Annotated in this window: 17 protein-coding genes and 1 riboswitch; of the genes, 10 read left to right on the top strand and 7 right to left on the bottom strand. The window is 60.9% G+C overall.

The genetic code is table 11. The features are described 5' to 3' along the window. Positions 1-83 precede the first annotated feature (83 nt). The 3 genes from pdxA to DLM_RS21815 are packed head-to-tail and all read right to left on the bottom strand — an operon-like array spanning position 84 to position 4,672. Complete coding sequence (gene pdxA, locus DLM_RS21805) at positions 84-1,073, bottom strand: 4-hydroxythreonine-4-phosphate dehydrogenase PdxA (RefSeq protein WP_089082819.1); 990 nt, start codon at positions 1,071-1,073, stop codon at positions 84-86. 3 nt (positions 1,074-1,076) lie between these two features. Continuing rightward, positions 1,077-2,366 carry a peptidylprolyl isomerase gene (locus DLM_RS21810; RefSeq protein WP_231959932.1) on the bottom strand — a complete coding sequence of 430 codons (1,290 nt, stop codon included), beginning with the start codon at positions 2,364-2,366 and terminating at the stop codon, positions 1,077-1,079. Positions 2,367-2,368: 2 nt separating this feature from the next. Further along, positions 2,369-4,672, bottom strand: a complete 2,304-nt coding sequence (locus DLM_RS21815; protein WP_089082817.1) for an LPS-assembly protein LptD — start codon at positions 4,670-4,672, stop codon at positions 2,369-2,371. A 74-nt stretch (positions 4,673-4,746) separates the two neighbouring features. Between DLM_RS21815 and amgK the strand changes: the two genes are divergently transcribed. Genes amgK through ruvA form a run of 5 tightly spaced genes read left to right on the top strand, consistent with a single transcriptional unit; the run spans position 4,747 to position 8,646 of the window. Then, a complete protein-coding gene (gene amgK, locus DLM_RS21820; RefSeq protein WP_089082816.1) occupies positions 4,747-5,778 on the top strand; it encodes an N-acetylmuramate/N-acetylglucosamine kinase AmgK in 1,032 nt (343 codons plus the stop codon). 10 nt (positions 5,779-5,788) lie between these two features. After that, a complete protein-coding gene (gene murU / locus DLM_RS21825; RefSeq protein ID WP_089082815.1) occupies positions 5,789-6,487 on the top strand; it encodes an N-acetylmuramate alpha-1-phosphate uridylyltransferase MurU in 699 nt (232 codons plus the stop codon). Next, entirely contained in the window at positions 6,484-7,014 is a 531-nt protein-coding gene (ruvC, locus tag DLM_RS21830; RefSeq protein ID WP_045846364.1) for a crossover junction endodeoxyribonuclease RuvC, read from the top strand. The genes murU and ruvC overlap by 4 nt, the downstream gene beginning before the upstream one ends. A gap of 60 nt (positions 7,015-7,074) precedes the next feature. Further along, the gene (locus tag DLM_RS21835; protein ID WP_089082814.1) at positions 7,075-8,022 is read left to right on the top strand and encodes a prenyltransferase; all 948 of its coding nucleotides are present in this window, start codon (positions 7,075-7,077) and stop codon (positions 8,020-8,022) included. Positions 8,023-8,052: 30 nt separating this feature from the next. Further along, positions 8,053-8,646, top strand: a complete 594-nt coding sequence (gene ruvA / locus DLM_RS21840; protein WP_089083023.1) for a Holliday junction branch migration protein RuvA — start codon at positions 8,053-8,055, stop codon at positions 8,644-8,646. An 84-nt stretch (positions 8,647-8,730) separates the two neighbouring features. On the opposite strand, the gene ribB is transcribed toward ruvA, so the two are convergent. Further along, the gene (gene ribB, locus DLM_RS21845; RefSeq protein WP_089082813.1) at positions 8,731-9,390 is read right to left on the bottom strand and encodes a 3,4-dihydroxy-2-butanone-4-phosphate synthase; all 660 of its coding nucleotides are present in this window, start codon (positions 9,388-9,390) and stop codon (positions 8,731-8,733) included. 182 nt (positions 9,391-9,572) lie between these two features. Continuing rightward, positions 9,573-9,725: riboswitch (FMN riboswitch) on the bottom strand. Between the two features lie 90 nt (positions 9,726-9,815). Here ribB and ruvB point away from each other — a divergent pair. The 4 genes from ruvB to DLM_RS21865 all read left to right on the top strand — a co-directional run bounded on the left by ruvB (position 9,816) and on the right by DLM_RS21865 (position 12,978). Continuing rightward, positions 9,816-10,850: a Holliday junction branch migration DNA helicase RuvB gene (gene ruvB, locus DLM_RS21850; RefSeq protein ID WP_089082812.1), complete on the top strand. Its 1,035-nt coding sequence runs from the start codon at positions 9,816-9,818 to the stop codon at positions 10,848-10,850. A gap of 4 nt (positions 10,851-10,854) precedes the next feature. Continuing rightward, positions 10,855-11,571 (top strand): glutamine amidotransferase, encoded by a 717-nt coding sequence (locus DLM_RS21855; protein WP_089082811.1) that lies wholly within the window; start codon positions 10,855-10,857, stop codon positions 11,569-11,571. A 91-nt stretch (positions 11,572-11,662) separates the two neighbouring features. Next, on the top strand, positions 11,663-12,097 hold the full coding sequence (locus DLM_RS21860) for a hypothetical protein (RefSeq protein ID WP_089082810.1): 435 nt from the start codon (positions 11,663-11,665) through the stop codon (positions 12,095-12,097). An 89-nt stretch (positions 12,098-12,186) separates the two neighbouring features. Beyond that, a complete protein-coding gene (locus tag DLM_RS21865; protein WP_089082809.1) occupies positions 12,187-12,978 on the top strand; it encodes a hypothetical protein in 792 nt (263 codons plus the stop codon). Positions 12,979-13,048: 70 nt separating this feature from the next. On the opposite strand, the gene proB is transcribed toward DLM_RS21865, so the two are convergent. The 3 genes from proB to DLM_RS21880 all read right to left on the bottom strand — a co-directional run bounded on the left by proB (position 13,049) and on the right by DLM_RS21880 (position 17,256). After that, entirely contained in the window at positions 13,049-14,167 is a 1,119-nt protein-coding gene (gene proB, locus DLM_RS21870; protein WP_089082808.1) for a glutamate 5-kinase, read from the bottom strand. A gap of 76 nt (positions 14,168-14,243) precedes the next feature. Then, positions 14,244-15,782: a hypothetical protein gene (locus tag DLM_RS21875; protein WP_089082807.1), complete on the bottom strand. Its 1,539-nt coding sequence runs from the start codon at positions 15,780-15,782 to the stop codon at positions 14,244-14,246. Between the two features lie 124 nt (positions 15,783-15,906). Next, the gene (locus tag DLM_RS21880) at positions 15,907-17,256 is read right to left on the bottom strand and encodes an adenosylmethionine--8-amino-7-oxononanoate transaminase (RefSeq protein ID WP_089082806.1); all 1,350 of its coding nucleotides are present in this window, start codon (positions 17,254-17,256) and stop codon (positions 15,907-15,909) included. 188 nt (positions 17,257-17,444) lie between these two features. On the opposite strand from DLM_RS21880, the gene DLM_RS23930 reads away from it, so the two are divergent. Further along, a complete protein-coding gene (locus tag DLM_RS23930; protein WP_089082805.1) occupies positions 17,445-17,873 on the top strand; it encodes a pilin in 429 nt (142 codons plus the stop codon). Positions 17,874-17,879: the final 6 nt, after the last annotated feature.

A 17,879-nucleotide genomic window follows, 5' to 3' on the forward strand; every position in this document is an offset into this window, starting at 1 on the left:
AACAGGCCCGTCCGCCTTAAGGTATTGCCACAAAAGGAAAAGCCCCTGTTGTTAGCAGGGGCTGTGGTGTTTTGGCGGCAGTTTCACGGCTGTGTGGCAGCCAGCTGTGCAGCCAGACGCACGGCCTCAAACAGACTGCCCGGATCGGCCCGGCCAGTGCCAGCCAGGTCCAGCGCCGTGCCATGGTCCACCGAGGTGCGGATGATGGGCAGGCCCAGCGTGATGTTGATGCCGGCCCCGAAGCTGGCGTGCTTGAGCACCGGCAGGCCCTGGTCGTGGTACATGGCCAGTACCGCATCAGCCGTGGCCAGCTTGTCCGGGTTGAACAGGGTATCCGCCGGTAACGGGCCGATCAGCTGCATGCCTTCGGCGCGCAACTGTTGCAATACCGGTTCGATGACGTCGATTTCCTCACGTCCCATGTGGCCGGATTCCCCGGCATGCGGATTGAGGCCCGCCACCAGGATGCGTGGATTCTGCAGCCCGAACTTGTGCTGCAAATCGCCATGCAGGATGCGGATGACGGCTTCCAGCTCCGGCTTGGTGATGGCGTCGGCCACGGCACGCAGCGGCAGGTGGGTAGTGACCAGCGCCACCCGCATGCCGGCCCCGGCCAGCATCATCACCACGCGTGGTGTGGCGGTGTGTTCCGCCAGATATTCGGTATGGCCGCTGAAGGGGACACCGGCATCGTTGATGACGCCCTTGTGGACCGGGGCGGTCACCATGCCGGCAAATTCGCCGGACAGGCAGCCGGCAATGGCTGCATCCAGCGTATCCAGCACGTAACGGCCATTGGCCGCATCCAGCACACCGGGTGTCACCGGCGCTGCCAGCGGCACATGCAGCACTTCCAGCGTACCGGCCAGCGGTGCTGGCCGGCCCGGCTGGTAGGGCTGGAACGACAGTTGCTGCAGACCCAGCAGCGCAGCGCGCTGTTGCAGCAGCGACAGATCGGCAATCACCACCAGCCGTGCCGCATCCTGCCAGTCTGCCAGTTGCAGTACCAGGTCAGGGCCGATGCCGGCGGGTTCTCCGGCAGTGATGGCAAGCAGGGGGCGGGTATCTGTCATGGCTTATTTGTCGTCGAGACGTTCTTCAACAAAAGCGGAGTCGCGCAGTTGGCGTACCCAGTCCAGGTAAGCCTGGTCCAGCTTGCGCAGGCGCAGTTGCTGTTTGATGGTCTGGCGTTCGCGGTCGGCGGAGACATCCTGGTTGCGCTTGGCATCCACCAGGATCAGGTGCCAGCCGAAGGGGCTGCGTACCGGCTCGGATACCGTGCCAACCGGCAAGGACACCATGGCTTTCTCGAATTCCGGCACCATATCGCCCTTGTTCACCCAGCCCAGATCGCCGCCCTTGATATTGCTGCCGTCTTCGGAATACAGCTTGGCCATTTCGGCAAACTTGGCACCGCGCAGAATGCGATCGCGGATTTGCAGGATGCGGTTCTTGGCGTCGGTATCCGAAACGGCTTCATTGGTGCGGATCAGGATGTGCGCGGTGTGGTACTGCTCCACCAGCAAGGGCTGGTTGCCGCTGCGCTTTTCGATCAGCTGGAAAATCATGAAGCCCTGCGGCGTACGGATGACGCCGGTGTGCTGGCCCGGATTGAGCTTGTCCAGCATGGAGACGAATTCCTGCGGCAAGGTGGCAGCCGGTCGCCAGCCCAGATCGCCGCCCTTGATGCCGTTGGGCGCATCGGAATACGTGGCGGCCACCTTGGCAAACGGCTGCTTGTCATTCAGTTCGGCGAGTGCCTTGCTGGCCTTGGCCGCCAGGTTGTCCAACTGCTTGGCATCGGCCCGCTCCGGGGTGCTGACCAGAATGGTGGCCAGATGGTATTCGCTGCGGTTGGCACTCTGGGCGCTTTTGAGCACCTGGTCCACTTCGCTGTCGGTCACGGTGATGCGTGAGCCGATTTCATTGTTTTTCAGCCGGGCCAGGATGATTTCGCGGCGGATTTCCTCGCGGAAGCGGGCAAAGGGCACGCCTTCCTTGGCCAGTTGGGCCTGCAGGCCCTTCACGTCCAGCTTGTTCTGCTTGGCAAGATCGGCGATGGCCTGGTCCAGGTCGCGCTCATCCACCCGCATGCCGTTGTTATTGGCGTATTCCAGCTGTACCTGTTCGGTAATCATCTGTTCCAGCACCTGATGCGCGAGGATGTCGCGTGCCGGCGGGGTGACGTTCTGGCCCTTCAGTTGCTGGATGGTGGCATCCACGCGGTTTTGCAGGTCGATATTGGTGATCACGGTTTTGTTGACCACCGCCACGATGCGATCCATTTCATTGACCGGGTTGGCCGGTGCTGCATGGGTCGTCTGGACAAGTGTTGCGATCAACAGAGCAAGCAGGGTTTTTTTCATGGTCAATTGGATTGGATGTCGGAAATATTGGAGTAGCCCGGAATGGCCAGCTTCAGGTCGGAGGTCGGGCTGCTACCCAGTCCGCCCAGACCGCGCAGTTCCAGCTGGAAGAATACACCGGTACTGGTGGAGGCCGAAGAAATGGTGGTGGCCAGTGTGGAGTCGCGTTTCACCACAAAGCGGGCCGTCCAGCAGCCGTCGTTGTACTCTACCCCGAGCAGATGCTCAAGTGGCTTATTGTCGATCAGCGAGTAGCTTTCGCGACCAACGGCATACCACTGGCGGGCAATCGGCCATTGTACGCCCAGGTCGATCTGGCGCAGCGGACCATACTGGGTGGTGTCACCGATCTGCTCGTAACGGCCATAGCGGTAACGCAGGCTAACGGTTTTGCCTGGTGCCGGGTTGTAGCGTACTTGCAGGTTGTAGCGCTGGGTTTTGGATAGATCCTGGTTGTACTCGTAGGTGCTGTCCAGGCGCCATGCCTTGGTCAGGTCGCCACCCAGGCTGCCCAGCAGGCCCTTGCTGTTGTTTTGCAGGGTGATCTGGTCGCCATACAGCGAGGTATCTTCATTCTTGAAGTAGTAGCGTTGGCCCAGCATCACGCGCAGACGTTCAATACCAGACTCGCTGCTGATCAGGCGACTGGTGACTGCGGCAGTCAGCTGGTTGGCGGCATTGATGCGGTCCCAGCCTGAGAAGCGGTTTTCCGAGAACAATTGGGCAAAGTTGAAGTCGTTTTCCGAGCTGTCGAAGTTCGGAATCTTGCTTTGATCCTTGGCCGGGATGTAGACGTAGAACAGGCGCGGCTCCAGCGTTTCCACGTAGTCGCTGCCATGGAAGCGGGTTTCGCGTTCGAACGACAGGCCCGAGTCGGTGCTGAAGATGGGCAGGGTGCGGGTGATGGTGCTGCCCGGCGTGGTATTGCTGCCCAGCGGGTTCAGGTCGTACTTGGTGTAGTTCACCCCGAACTTCGGCCGGATGAAGCCCCAGTTTCTTTCCAGCAGCGACCAGGTGACGCTGGGGTAAGCAACAAAGCGGTCACCGGTTTGCAAGGTGGGGTGTGCGAAGCGGGTCATGTCGCCTTGCAGGTTGAAGCTCAGGCCGGCGGGCAGCTTCTGATTGGCCACCAGGGTGATCTGCGGCAGTCGCGCATAGGGCTGGTCGGCGGCGATGACCGGGTCTTCCAGCGTTTGGTAACGCTGGGCCCGCAACATGGTTTCGACATTGCCACCTTGCCAGCCGGTGCTGTATTTCACCCAGGCTTCTCGCTTGAGGTTGACATTGGTGGCCTGCAGGGTGCGATCGCCAAAGTCGCTGAAGTAATCAACGTCGGAAACGTAGTTGTACTCGTAGCCAAAGGTCAGGCCGGGCAGTACGGTCTGCTTGTGCGTGGCATACCAGGCATAGCGGTTGGTATTGGTCAGCTTGTCATTGCGTAGCTGCTCGGTATAGATGCTGCCTTCGTAGCCCGGCTCCAGGTAGCGGAACTCTCCGGCCAGCATGGTGCCGTGCTTCAGGTTGATGTGCGGCGTCAGGGTGGCGTCGAAGTTGGGCGCGATGTTCCAGTAATAGGGCAGCGCAATATCGAAGCCGGTGGTGCCGGAGCGGAAAGTGGGCGTCAGCAGGCCGGACTTGCGGCTGCCATCCAGCGGAAAGTCGATCCACGGGGTGTACAGGATGGGCACACCCTGGAATTCCAGCCGGGCATTGCGGGCAATACCGATATTGGTGGTGTAGTTCAGATCCAGCGTGGAGGACTTCAGATACCAGGAGTCATCCCCCACCACGCAGGAGTTCACCCGGCTGTTGATCAGGCGGTATTGGTCCGGCCCGGTGAACTGCACCTCGCTGCCATCGCCACGGAAGGCAATGCCGGATTGCGCCAGGCTGCGCTTGGCACCACCCGGCTTGTTGTTGGTGTCTGGTGTGCCCATCTGGAAGGAGGGCTGCTGGGCCGAGCCGGTGTGCTCGTCCATCCAGTAGTCCAGCGTGGTGCCGGTAACTACATCTTTTTCGCGGGTGAGGCGGAAGTGATTGCCCGCCTTTACCCGGTTCTGTTGCTGGTAGTAATCCAGCCAGTCGGCTTCCAGGGTTTGGTTGTCACGGATCACCACCACGTCGCCACTGGCTTTCAGCTTGTCCTGCATCTGCCCGTCCATGTGGTCGGCAGTGACATGCGTCTGCCCCTGGGCAGCGGGTGGGGGGGTGAGCGTCTGGGGCGCATTGTCATCGGCCTGGGCGGCGGAAACCGAGAAGGCGGCTGCCAGGGCCAGCGTCATTTTCGTGGGCTGCAGTTTGAGCATGCACAAAGCCATATCGTGTGGGCAGGTGAGCAGTATAAAATCAGACGATTCTATCAGCATCGTGACGAACCGACATGCAACGTTTGGAACAACTCAAGGGCTGGCTGGCCAGCCTGTATCCGCAAACCGACATCCAGGTGGAGTTTGCCGCCGCCGACGCCGACTTCCGTCGCTACTTCCGCGCCCACTTCCCCGACGGCACTTCCCGCATCGTGATGGATGCCCCGCCAGATAAAATGAATACCGACCCTTACGTCAAGGTGCGGGAGGTATTTTCCATGGTGAACGTGCCGCAGATTATCGCGCGCGACCGCGAACTGGGCTTCATGCTGCTGGAGGATCTGGGTAAGGTGACTTTGCTGGCGGCACTGGAGCATGATGCGCGTCCGCTGGTGCATCGGCACCTGTTGCTGGAGGCGGTGGATACCCTGATTACCTTGCAGCAGGCCAGCCAGCCCGGCGTGCTGCCGGAATACGACGAAGCCTTGCTGCGCCGGGAACTCAGCCTGTTTCCCGAGTGGTATTGCGCCAAGGAACTGGGCAAGCCGCTCAACTTCGCCCAGCGCCAGTTATGGGATGCCGGCTGTGAAAAACTGCTGGCGGCCATCCTGCCGCAAAGCAAGGTTTTCGTGCATCGCGACTTCATCGTGCGCAACCTGATGCTGACCGCCGACCGTCCCGGCGTGCTGGATTTCCAGGACGCGGTATATGGCCCCATCAGCTACGATCTGGTGTCCTTGCTGCGCGATGCCTTTATCGAATGGGAAGAAGATTTCGTGCTGGATATTGCCATCCGCTACTGGGAAAAAGCCCGTGCCCTTGGCTTGCCGGTGCCGGAAAGCGTGGATGATTTCTACCGTGATTTCGAATGGATGGGCGTGCAGCGCCACCTGAAAGTGGCCGGAATCTTTGCAAGACTTTACCACCGCGACGGCAAGGAAAAGTACCGTAAGGAGATTCCGCGCTTCATCAAATACCTCAAACGCACCACCCGCCGCTATCAGGAACTGGCGCCGCTGTACCAGTTGCTGCTGCAATTGGTGGGCAAGGACGAGACCGATGCCGAGCTGCAATCGGCTTATCCGGTGCTGAGTGTCAAAGGTTGATGGCGTGGGCATGAAAGCGATGATTCTGGCGGCCGGGCGTGGCGAGCGCATGCGCCCGCTGACCGACCACACCCCCAAACCCTTGTTGCTGGCCGGTGGCAGGCCGCTCATCGAATGGCATGTCCGCCGTCTGGCCGCCGCCGGTATCCGCCAGTTGGTGATCAATCACGCCTGGCTGGGTGCGCAGATTGAGCAGGTGCTGGGCGACGGCAGTCGCCTTGGCGTGGAAATCGCCTATTCGCCCGAAGCGAATGCACTGGAAACTGCAGGTGGCATTGCCACCGCGCTGCCCTTGCTGGGCAATGCGCCTTTCCTGGTGGTAAATGGCGATGTACTGAGCGATGTCGATTTTGCCGCCTTGCAGCAACAGGCAGGGCTGCTGGATGGCAACAGCCGACTGGCCCACCTGCTGCTGGTGGACAACCCGCCGCACAATCCGGCTGGTGATTTCGGTCTGCTGGACAACGGCCTGCTGACGCCTGGCCCGCAAGCAGGAAATGGCCTGACCTTTTCCGGCATTGCCGCCTACCATCCGGCCTTGTTTGCCGCCACACTCGCCGGGCAGCCGGCCAAGCTGGCACCGCTGCTGCGTGCCGCCATGGATGAAGGGCAGGTGAGTGGCAGCCGGCTGGATGGCTTGTGGCTGGATGTGGGCACGCCGGAACGGCTGGCCGAGGCTGATGCCATTGCCGCGGGCTGGTCGGCGTGAGTCGGCGCATTCTGGGGGTGGACCCCGGTAGCCGCATTACCGGTTTTGGCGTGATCGACCTGATTGGCCAGCAACGTCATTACGTGGCTTCCGGCTGCATCCGCACTCCGCAGGGCGCACCGCTGGCCGAGCGCATCAAGGTCATCATCGACGGGCTGTTCGGCGTGATCGACACCTATCAGCCGCACGAGGCGGCCATCGAGCAGGTATTCGTCAACGTCAATCCGGCGGCCACGCTGATGCTGGGCCAGGCGCGTGGCGCCTGTGTCTCCGCCCTGGTGCTGCGCAATCTGGCGGTTTCGGACTACACCGCCTTGCAGGTAAAGCAGTCGGTGGTCGGGCACGGCAAGGCGGCCAAGGAGCAGGTGCAGCACATGGTGGTGCGCATGCTCAATCTGTCCGGCACGCCCCAGGCCGATGCGGCCGATGCGCTGGCCGTGGCATTGGCGCATGCCAATCTCAGTGGCGGTGCCATCGGCCAACTGGCACGGCAGGGCTTGAAAGTGCGTGGCGGGCGTTTGGTATAGCGCAAGCACGGTCAGTAGTGGCTGCGCTATGCTGTGGTCATCGTTCTGACGGAGCACTGCATGTCTCCTCCTCCTGTTGCCATCGAACCGCAAGCGGCTGATCTGGCGCATCATCCGGCACGCTGGTGGCTGGCCACCCGGCCTGCCTTTCTCAGCATCACACTGGCCGGGGTCCTGCTGGGCATGGCCGCCAGCGGCGCTGCCGCATGGCAACAGCACTGGCCCTTGGCGCTGCTGGGCCTGATCCTGGCCTTGCTCACCCATGCCGCGGTCAATGTCATCAATGATGTGGCCGATCATCACAATGGCACGGATGCGGCCAATACCGCGCGGCTGTTTCCGTTTACCGGCGGCAGCCGCTTCATCCAGAACGGGGTGCTCAGCGCTGCACAAATGCGTAGCCTCGCTTACGGCCTGTTTGCACTGGTGACGGCTGGCGGACTGTATCTGGTCAGCGTGCGTGGCTTGCCGCTCTTGCTGATCGGCCTGGCTGGCGTGGTGCTGGGCTGGGGCTATTCGGCAGCGCCATTGCGGCTGAACAGCCGGGGCTGGGGGGAGGTCAGCGTGGCACTGTGCTTTTTCTTGCTGCCACAGGGTATGGCGGTGTTGTTGACCGGCGGAGTGCTGCCGGTATTGTGCTGGGCCAGCCTGCCCTTTGCCATCCTCACCAGCCTGCTGCTGTTCATCAATCAGTTTCCTGACCGTGATGCCGACCGGCAGGCCGGCAAATGGCACTGGGTGGTGCGGCTGCCGCTGGCGCGTGCGCGTGCGGTGTATGGTCTGCTGAGTGTACTGGCCTACGGCTTGCTGGCCGTGCTGCTGTGGCAGCAGCGGCTGCCGCTGTTTGCCGCGCTGGGCTTGCTGACCTTGCCGCTGTCCGGCTTTGCCAGCGTGCAGTTATGGCGGCATGCGGATCAACCGTCACACTTGCGCCCGGCCATCATCGCCACCATCATGGCGGCCAATCTGTATCCACTGCTGCTGGCCGTGGCCCTGCTACTGGCCTGAGCAGCCAATTTTATCGGGAGTATGTTTGTCATGATCGGACGCCTCAGCGGCACACTTATCGAAAAACTGCCACCGCAGGTGGTGGTGGACGTCAATGGCGTTGGTTACGAAGTGGATGTGCCGATGACCACGTTTTACCAACTGCCGGCGCTGGGGCAAAAGACCACCTTGTTCACCCATCTGGTGGTGCGCGAGGATGCCCACTTGCTGTTTGGCTTTGCCAGCAAGGAAGAACGGGAAACCTTCCGCCAGTTGATCAAGGTTAGTGGCATCGGTGCCAAGATCGCGCTGGCCATCCTGTCCGGCATGACGGCGGACGAACTGGCGGTGGCCATTGCCAGTGAGGACATCAAGCGCCTGTCTTCCGTACCGGGCATCGGCAAGAAAACCGCCGAACGGCTGGTGTTGGAGCTACGCGGCAAGCTGGCCACCGGCAGCAATCTGGCGGTGCCGGGTGGCCTGCCGTTTGCGGCGACGCCGGATGATAAGAGCGATATTGTCAATGCGCTGCTGGCATTGGGTTACAACGAGAAGGAAGCCGCTGCCGCCACCAAGGGCCTGCCGGCCGACGTGACCGTCAGCGACGGGGTAAGGCTGGCGCTGAAGAACCTGATGAAGGGCTAGTGCGCCATCCGCGCCGTGCTCAGCTTATCGGCAAGCAACCAGGCCAGCGGCATGCCGCTGGCCTGGTGCGTTTTCACAGCAGGATCAGACGCAGACCGCGTCCGGCGCAGCGGCCTGCTGCTGGTGTCGCCAGTCGGCCAGTTCGGCCACGGTCAGCATGGGCAGGCGATGCTGCTCGGCGTAGTGCCTCAGTTGTTCGCCACGCATCATGCTGCCATCCGGGTTCATCAACTCGCACAACACACCTGCCGGGCTGAAACCGGCCAGTGTGGCCAGCTCCACCGCCGCTTCGGTATGGCCGCGTCGTTCCAGCACGCCACCGGGGCGGGCAATCAGCGGAAACACGTGGCCAGGACGCGCCAGGTCTTGCGCTTTGGCGTGGGGCGCAATGGCGGCCCGAATGGTGGTGACGCGGTCGGCGGCGGATACCCCGGTAGTGACGCCGTGTGCCGCCTCGATGCTGACGGTAAAGGCCGTGCCGTAGCGGCTGCTGTTGTTCTGCACCATGGGGGTCAGTTGTAAGCGGGCGGCGTGCTCTGACGTCAGGCACAGGCAGACAATGCCGCTGCCGTCGCGAATCATGCGTGCCATTTCCGGCTGCGTGATGTTGTCGGCGGCCATGATCAGATCGGCCTCGTTTTCGCGGTCATCATCGTCACTGACAATGACAGGCCGGCCCTGACGCAGGGCAAACAGCGCGGCGGCAAGCCGTGGGGTAAGTTGGGGCTGGTATTGGTATGACATGAAACGGTCCTCGATGAAGTCAGAGAAACACGTTTCAGGGCGTGAAAATGCGCTGCCGCATCGATCAGCATGCAGCCAGCGCAGGGCGCAATGGCGTGCGCGGACCCTGCCATGGCAAAGCCCGGCACCGCATGGCACCCGGACAGAACGACGCCAGCCCGGCATGGCCAGGCTGACGCTGCTGTCATCTTCTTTCATCCGGACTATGACCGTCGGCTCTGGCATCGCACCAGATCTGCTGACCCTTTTTCTTCAGAAAAAGGCGCTCGCGGGCTCGGCCTGCACAGGCAGGCCATACCGCCGGTGGGGAGTTTCACCCCGCCCTGAAGACGTAGCACAGGCCGCGCAATACGCATCGGCCAGCGGCCAGTATAACGCAGTGGTAAGATGGGCGGATTCGAGATTCAGCCACCACGGCAGTACCCATGATTGAAACCGACAAGCTGATTGGCGGCGCGCCCGAGCGACGCATTGTGACCCAGCAAAGCCTGTCCACCCAGGAGGAGGCGCTGGAACGCGCCCTGCGTCCCAAGCTGCTGGATGAATATGTGGGCCAGAAGAAGGCGCGCGAACAGCTGGAAATCTTCATCGAGGCGGCCAAGCGTCGCGGCGAAGCGCTGGACCACGTGTTGCTGTTCGGCCCGCCTGGCCTTGGCAAGACCACGCTGGCGCATATCGTGGCGCGCGAGATGGGCGTGAACCTGCGCCAGACCTCCGGCCCGGTGCTCGAGCGTGCCGGCGACCTGGCGGCACTGCTGACCAATCTGGAGCCGCACGATGTGCTGTTCATCGACGAAATCCACCGCTTGAGCCCGGTTGTCGAGGAAATCCTCTACCCGGCGCTGGAGGATTACCAGATCGACATCATGATCGGCGAAGGCCCGGCCGCGCGCTCGGTCAAGCTGGACCTGCCGCCCTTCACCCTGATTGGTGCCACTACCCGCGCCGGCATGCTCACCAACCCCTTGCGTGACCGCTTCGGCATTGTGGCGCGGCTGGAGTTTTATACCGCGGAAGAGCTGACCCGCATTGTCAGCCGTTCTGCCGGCCTGCTTAACGTGACGCTGGCCGATGATGGCGCTTTTGAAGTGGCCCGCCGTTCGCGTGGCACGCCACGGATTGCCAACCGCCTGTTGCGCCGGGTACGTGATTACGCCGAGGTGAAGTCCGACGGCATTGTCACCGCCCAGGTTGCCGATGCCGCGCTGGCCATGCTGGATGTGGACCCGGCCGGGCTGGATGTGATGGACCGCAAATTGCTTGCCGCCATTCTGGAAAAATTCGGTGGTGGCCCGGTGGGGCTGGATAATGTGGGGGCGGCCATCGGTGAATCCACCGATACCATCGAAGATGTGATCGAACCCTTCCTGATCCAGCAAGGCTATCTGCAGCGCACGCCGCGTGGACGGATGGCAACGGCACTGGCCTACACCCACTTCGGCCTGCCATTGAAAGACTAGGCATATGCAGAAAATCATTATCAAGACTGGCCGTACCTATCCGGCACTGGCCGCACAGTTGGGCGACTTCGAAGATTGGATTGCCCGCGAGTTGGGTGAGGCTGCCGGGGACTGGCGCGTGGTGGACGTGCAGCGGGGCGAAGCGCTGCCACCGGTCAGTGAATGTGCCGGGGCGGTGCTGACCGGCTCGCCGGCCATGGTGAGCGACTATGAGGACTGGAGCGTGGCCACGGCCCACTGGCTGCGTGCCGCCGTGGCCAGCGAGGTGCCGCTACTGGGCATCTGTTACGGCCACCAGTTACTGGCCGATGCGCTGGGTGGCAGCGTCGGCTATCACCCACAGGGGCCGGAGGCCGGGGTGGTGGATGTGGACGTATTGCCTGCCGCGGCAGAAGACCCGCTGTTTGCCGGCATGCCCGCGCGTTTCCCGGCAGCGGTGATCCACTGGCAGTCGGTCAGTACGCTGCCACCCGGTGCGGTACGGCTGGCAGCCAATGATTTTGAACCCAACCATGCCTTCCGCGTCGGCTCGGCGTGGGGGGTGCAGTTTCACCCAGAATTTGATACAGCGGCCATGGATGCCTATTTGACACATCTTGCGCCCACGCTTGAGGCTGCCGGTCAGCCTGCCGGGCCCTTGCGTCAACAGTTGCGCCCGACGCCGCAGGCCGCCGCGGTATTGCGGCGCTTTGCCAGCCTGCTGCGGCAGCAGGCTGCCTGAGATGGCGGCAGCCAGCAGCGCAGCAGTGCTGGCTGCCATGAACTGATTGGCCTCGCGCCTTGTTTATCCGGCTTTCCAGAAAGGGAACATCATGTTTTATGCACTGTTTGTCGCCATTGTCGTGGTGGCGCTGGCCGCTTCGCTGGCGGTGGTGCGTTTCTTCGACCCGGCTGTCCACAAAATCCTGCAGCGCACGCTGGGCCCGGATCTGGCAGATGCCTGGCGGCGTTACATCAGCTTTGCCATCCTGGTGGCAGGCATTTCCGGCGGGGTACGGCCGTGGAATCTGGAGCAATATCTGCCACCATCTGCGGGCAAGGGTAGCACCCAACTGGACATTACCGGCGCACGCTGGCTGCTGGAGCTGTGGAATGCGCTTACCGAAACCCTGCGCTCCATTGCGCTGATCATGCTGCTGTTTTTCCTGTGCTCGATGATGGCCTACGTGATTGCCCGTTCGCTGGAGCTGCGCCGCGCACGCGAGCTGGAGGCAGGCAAAGGCGGGGATACGTCCGGGCTGGAATGATCCGGCATGTGACACGGGCTGTTTTTTGACATTGGCATGGCCATTCAGGACAATCGCATGGCATGAAAACATGTTAATGAAAGTCCCCGATGAAAAAAACAGCACTCTTTCTGGCGCTGGCAGCCTGTTCCGCCAGCTTGTATGCAGCCAACCCTATGCCGGAGGCCCAACTCGGTATTGAAGGCTATCACGAGACTTACCACGAGACCGTGGCTGGTGCGAGCTTCATGACTGAGAAGGCAAACATGTTCGGCTTGAACATGACCTTGCGCGAAGATATCAACGACAGGGATGCCTTTGTACTGCGCGGTCGCTATGCTTGGGGAAGTTCCGACTACTCGAGTGCTTCCGGCCAGTTCAGCGATTTGCGCCGCAAGAGCTATGACTTCAGCCTGGTTTACCAGCATGCATTTGAATTGAGCGCTACCACGCTGACGCCGGAAATTGGTCTGGGTTATCGCCGTCTGGATGACCACCTGGATCAGGCCAGCAGTGGCGGCTACGGACGCAATTCCATGTACAGCTATTTGCTGCTGGGGGTGAGTACCCGCAACAGCCTGAATGCCGACTGGATGATTGCCCCTCGTCTGACCTACAAATACATGCTGGCGGGTACCCAGGTATCACGTTTAAGTGAAATCAGCAGTTCTTGTGGCGACTTGCACAATAGCCAGAAGAATGGCTATGGCTATGAAGCCAACCTGGCTTTCGACCGCAAGCTTGCAGGCGGAACCGCACTGAGCATCACACCGTTTTACCGTTACTGGAGCATCAAGGACAGTGATACGGCCACTACCGTATGTAGCAATTTCATTGTCTCCGGGATGGAACCACAAAACACCACCAAGGAAGTGGGTGTGAGTGTGGCGTATTCTTTCTGAAGTCCTTGTACCATGCAAAAGGCGGCTTGCGCCGCCTTTTTTGTGCCTGTCCCTATCCTGAAGCCAGGATTTACAGGGTGACCATATTGTCGCGGTGGATCAGTTCCGGCTCCACCATATAGCCCAGCGTGGCTTCGATTTCGCGCGTGGTTTTCTTCATGATCAGGCGGGCCTCGTCCGAGCTGTAGTTCACCAGGCCGCGTGCCACTTCCTCACCGTGCTGATCGACACAGGCTACGGCTTCGCCGCGCAGGAAGTCACCATCGATGGCGGTTACGCCCACCGGCAGCAGGCTGGTGCCGCGTTCGCGTACTGCCTGTGCCGCTCCATGATCCAGCACGATGCGGCCAGTCAACTTCAGATGATCGGCCAGCCATTGTTTGCGCGCCGCCATGCGGTTGGTCGGGGCCAGCAACTGGGTGCCGATGCCTTCGCCATCGGCCAGCCGTGACAGCACATCGTGTTCGCGTCCGCAGGCGATGACGGTGGCGGCACCGCTGCGGGCGGAGCGTTTTGCGGCCAGGATCTTGGTAATCATGCCGCCGGTCCCCACGCTGGAGCCGGCACCGCCGGCCATGTCTTCCAGCGCGGCATCCCCAGCCTGTGCCTCATGTACGAAGACGGCGTCCGGGTGCTTGCGCGGGTCGGCGGTGTACAGGCCTTGCTGGTCGGTCAGGATGATCAGCGCATCGGCTTCAATCAGGTTGGTGACCAGTGCGCCCAGCGTGTCGTTGTCGCCAAAGCGGATTTCGTCAGTCACCACGGTGTCGTTCTCGTTGATGATGGGCACGACATTCAGGTTTAGCAGGGTGGTGAGGGTGGAGCGCGCATTCAGATAGCGGGTGCGGTCGGCCAGGTCTTCGTGGGTCAGCAGGATTTGCGCGGTTTTCAGGCCAAATTCGCGGAAGGCGGTTTCATAAGCCTGGCACAAGCCCATCTGGCCGACAGCGGCGGCGGCCTGCAGTTCGTGTACACCTTTGGGACGTACCGACCAGCCCAGACGCTGACAGCCTTCGGCAATGGCGCCGCTGGAAACCAGCACCACCTGTTTGCCACGCCGTTTCAGTTCGGCAATCTCGGCGGCCCAGCGCGCCAGTGCGGACAGGTCCAGTCCCTTGCCATCATTGGTTACCAGGCTGGAGCCAACCTTCACCACAATACGGCTGGCGGCATGAATCACCGAACGCATACAAAACCCCCTGCAGGCTATGAAATCAAGCCTGTCAGTGTACCGCAAACTGTCTGTCGTGGCGCAGTGGCCGATCTCAGAAATGCTCGCTGTCGCGATATTCCATCAGCTGGAAATGCGGAGATTGCTTGTCCAGACGGAAGGTGCGGATCAGTGTCTCGCCCTGGTCGGTCCACAACCGGAATTCACGCAGGCGGCTGAACAGACGCCCCTGCATCAACAACAGCTCGGGGCGGCGTAGTGCGCTGATGGCTGGCAGGTGCAGGGCAAACTGAGGGGTGTCGGTTGGGTGGGTGATGGTGGGTATCACCATGACAGCCTGTGGCTGATTGCCGATGATTTCCACGCCACATTCCACGTCCACGCCATCTGGCAGCAGGGATACCCAGCACACCATGCATAGCTGTGCGGCATCCGGCTTGCCCGGCGGTGTCAGCAAGATGGCCTCGCCGGCGCGCAGGGTTTGACCGCGGGGCTGACCACGCAGCAGGTAGCCGGTGGCGCTCTGATTGACCACCACAAACAGGCTGGGAGCGGGTGGGGCGCGGGTAGTGGGGGGCGGGGCAATTTGCTCGTTACCGGTCAGCACCCAGCTCATGCCATTGCTGCGATACCAGATGGACGGAACGGTGGAAATCAGTTCGATTACTTCCTGAATGGGTAGGCGCTGGTGACGTCGGCGGCGTGGCTGCTGCCATTCGGCGGCCAGTGATTGCAGCAGATTCAGTTCATCCTGCGTCTGACTGGGGTGGGCACTGCTGTTCTGCACCTTGGTGAGTTGCTCAATGCTATGCGATAGCACAGTGATGGCTGGTGTGAGATCAAGCAAATAACAGCCGGCTTCCAGGGTGTCGGCCTGGATGCGCATGAAACGCGGCGGCTCATCTCGGCTGGCATCCACCAGATAACCGTTTACCTGGCCCTGAATGGCTTCAACCGGCACCAGGCCAGCCTGGCGTGCCAGATCCATGATCAACTGCTTGGCTACCAGTAGTTCTGGCATGGACAGGCGGTTGGTGGAAGTTAGCCCCAGCAGCAGGATCTGGTGATAGATGACAGCCGCAGCGTCGTCGTTTTCCAGATGCCGTTCCTGCCAGCCACGCGCCAGCGCAAAGCTGTACAACTGGTGGCAGTCGTACCAGAAGTTGGCCGGTGGCGGGCTATAGCTCTGGCAGCAAATGCTCAGCAACTGGCGTGCCGCCATCATGGTGTACAGCAGTAGCTCGATGCGCTGCTGCTCCCGTTCCAGCAAGCCACGCTTGGCCAGACGCTCGGTCAGTGTCAGCTTGAAGGCAACAAACACCGCTTCGAACAGTGCCGCACCCAGCATGGCCAACTGGCGGGTGCGTGGGGCCGAGGTCAGATCAGTCTGGACGATTTCGCTTTCCAGTGCCGGGTAGTAACGGTCCAGTCCCTTCAGGTATTGCAATAACAGCTTGTGACGATTGCCCACCTCCATCGGTGTGCGGCTGAGATTGCGCAGCGCATCCAGCATCTGGCGACCGCATTCGTGCAGGTCGGTATACGGCAAGCGTTCTACCCAACTGGTGACGCTGTCAGGGTTGGTATCTACCAATCTCGGGTCCATATCCAGAGTGGGCAAGGCAAGCAGCATCGTGCATCCTATTGCAGGGCGGGTAAATGGGCGGTGTACGGGCGGGAATGCCACGCAGTGTCTGCATTCCCGCCTATGCATGCGCCATGCTATTGGAATCAAGCCCGCCAAGGCAAGGCAATACTCACGGCAGGGCTGTTGCCGGCCCGGTCAAAACATTACTTTCCTGATGCAAGGCATCCAGTACCAGACAGCTTGCCTGGCATAGCTGCATCATTTCCTCCGGCTGCATGACATAGGGCGGCATGAAATACACCGTCTTGCCGATCGGCCTGACCAGACAGCCTTGCTTTAGCATGGCTGAGAAAAAGGCTTGTGCAAAGTCAGCACGCGGGGTGTCCACATCAAACGCCCAGATCATGCCGGTATGGCGGAAGTGACGAACATCTGCCCGCTCAGCCAGTGGCGCCAGAATGTCCGTAAAGGTGGCGGCCAGTTCACGGTTGCGCGCAATGATGTCTTCATCCGCAAAGATATCCAGCACCGCCAGCGCCGCACTGCAGGCCAGGGCATTGCCGGTGTAGCTGTGGGAATGCAGAAAGCCACGGGTGACATCATCGTGGTAAAACGCCTGGTAGATGGTGTCGGTGCTCAGCACGCAGGATAGCGGCAGAAAACCGCCGGTAATGCCCTTGGACAGGCAGAGAAAGTCCGGCTTGATGCCAGCCTGCTCGCAGGCAAACAGTGTTCCGGTGCGGCCAAAGCCTACCGCAATCTCATCGGCAATCAGGTGTACCTGGTACTGGTCACACAGGCGGCGCAGCTCAGTGAGGTAAACCGGGTGGTACATCGCCATGCCGGCGGCACCCTGTACCAGCGGCTCCACAATGATGGCAGCCATTTCACCGGCTTTCTTGGCCAGGACGTTTTCCAGCGAACGGATAGCCGCCCTTGCCACGTCTTCTGCACTCTGCCCCGCGCGCGCCAGACGTGCATCCGGCGACGGCACCCGCACCCCTGGCTTGAGCAGCGGCGCATAGGTGGCGGAGAACAGCGGAACATCTGTCACGGCCAGCGCGCCGGCGGTTTCACCGTGATAGCTGTTATCCAGGCTGATGAAACGGCACTTGTCCGGCTGACCGACATTCTTCCAGTAATGAAAGCTCATCTTCAGGGCAATCTCGGTGGCACTGGCACCATCCGAGGCATAGAACACATGGCCAAGCCCGGTCAGCGCGGACAGGCGTTCGGACAGTTCGATCACCGGCCTGTGGGTGAAACCGGCCAGCATCACATGCTCCACCTCATCCAGTTGTTGCTTGATGGCCTGCTTGATACGTGGATGCCCGTGGCCAAACAGATTGACCCACCAGGAGCTGACCGCATCCAGATAACGGTTACCCTCAAAATCCTCCAGCCACACCCCTTCGGCACGGGCCACCGGAATGATGGGCAGGGTTTCGTGGCGCTTCATCTGGGTGCAAGGGTGCCAGACGCTGGCAAGGCTGCGTGTCAGCCAGTCCTGATTGCTCATGGAATCTCCTGTAAGCATGAATGGCAGGATGCTAACACAGCCGCTTCAGTCACTTCGAACTGACAAAAAACGTCACATGCTGCCGCGATATGCCTGTACGGGATTGCAGCGGCAACAGCAAATCCGGCCATGCAGCCACCTGGCACGCTTCCTGCAAGAGTAAGACAGTGCATACCACGGAGAGGGTCATGCGGGGAAATAACGGTTTTACCTTGATTGAATTGATGATCGTCGTGGCCATCATCGGTATTTTGGCAGCGATTGCGATACCGGCGTATCAGAGTTATACCATCAGGGCCAAGGTTTCTGAGGGGCTGCTAGCAGCTGACGCGATCAAGTCTGCGATGTGGGATAGCTATACGACGAATAATAGTTGGCCAAGTAGTAATGCTTCGGCGGGAATATCTTCCGCAACGGCATATGCCACCAACTACATCGACAGTATCAATATTGTGGCAGCCTCTTCAGTGAGTCAGATTGTGGTCAGTTTTAATGCCAGTACAGTATTAAGTGGGCTTACGGTAACGTTGACGCCGGTCATTTCAAGTGGCTCCATCACTTGGTTGTGCCAGTCGAATGCGTCATCGACCCAGTATTTACCTTCCAGTTGTCGTTAACCATCA

The organism is Aquitalea magnusonii, from assembly GCF_002217795.2.
Classification (GTDB): domain Bacteria; phylum Pseudomonadota; class Gammaproteobacteria; order Burkholderiales; family Chromobacteriaceae; genus Aquitalea; species Aquitalea magnusonii_B.

Bases quoted from the DNA above. Each gene is read 5' to 3' on its own strand.
- pdxA (WP_089082819.1), bottom strand. From the start codon at position 1,073: ATGACAGATACCCGCCCCCTGCTTGCCATCACTGCCGGAGAACCCGCC.
- DLM_RS21810 (WP_231959932.1), bottom strand. From the start codon at position 2,366: ATGAAAAAAACCCTGCTTGCTCTGTTGATCGCAACACTTGTCCAGACG.
- DLM_RS21815 (WP_089082817.1), bottom strand. From the start codon at position 4,672: ATGCTCAAACTGCAGCCCACGAAAATGACGCTGGCCCTGGCAGCCGCC.
- amgK (WP_089082816.1), top strand. From the start codon at position 4,747: ATGCAACGTTTGGAACAACTCAAGGGCTGGCTGGCCAGCCTGTATCCG.
- murU (WP_089082815.1), top strand. From the start codon at position 5,789: ATGAAAGCGATGATTCTGGCGGCCGGGCGTGGCGAGCGCATGCGCCCG.
- DLM_RS21835 (WP_089082814.1), top strand. From the start codon at position 7,075: ATGTCTCCTCCTCCTGTTGCCATCGAACCGCAAGCGGCTGATCTGGCG.
- ruvA (WP_089083023.1), top strand. From the start codon at position 8,053: ATGATCGGACGCCTCAGCGGCACACTTATCGAAAAACTGCCACCGCAG.
- ribB (WP_089082813.1), bottom strand. From the start codon at position 9,390: ATGTCATACCAATACCAGCCCCAACTTACCCCACGGCTTGCCGCCGCG.
- ruvB (WP_089082812.1), top strand. From the start codon at position 9,816: ATGATTGAAACCGACAAGCTGATTGGCGGCGCGCCCGAGCGACGCATT.
- DLM_RS21855 (WP_089082811.1), top strand. From the start codon at position 10,855: ATGCAGAAAATCATTATCAAGACTGGCCGTACCTATCCGGCACTGGCC.
- DLM_RS21860 (WP_089082810.1), top strand. From the start codon at position 11,663: ATGTTTTATGCACTGTTTGTCGCCATTGTCGTGGTGGCGCTGGCCGCT.
- DLM_RS21865 (WP_089082809.1), top strand. From the start codon at position 12,187: ATGAAAAAAACAGCACTCTTTCTGGCGCTGGCAGCCTGTTCCGCCAGC.
- proB (WP_089082808.1), bottom strand. From the start codon at position 14,167: ATGCGTTCGGTGATTCATGCCGCCAGCCGTATTGTGGTGAAGGTTGGC.
- DLM_RS21875 (WP_089082807.1), bottom strand. From the start codon at position 15,782: ATGCTGCTTGCCTTGCCCACTCTGGATATGGACCCGAGATTGGTAGAT.
- DLM_RS21880 (WP_089082806.1), bottom strand. From the start codon at position 17,256: ATGAGCAATCAGGACTGGCTGACACGCAGCCTTGCCAGCGTCTGGCAC.
- DLM_RS23930 (WP_089082805.1), top strand. From the start codon at position 17,445: ATGCGGGGAAATAACGGTTTTACCTTGATTGAATTGATGATCGTCGTG.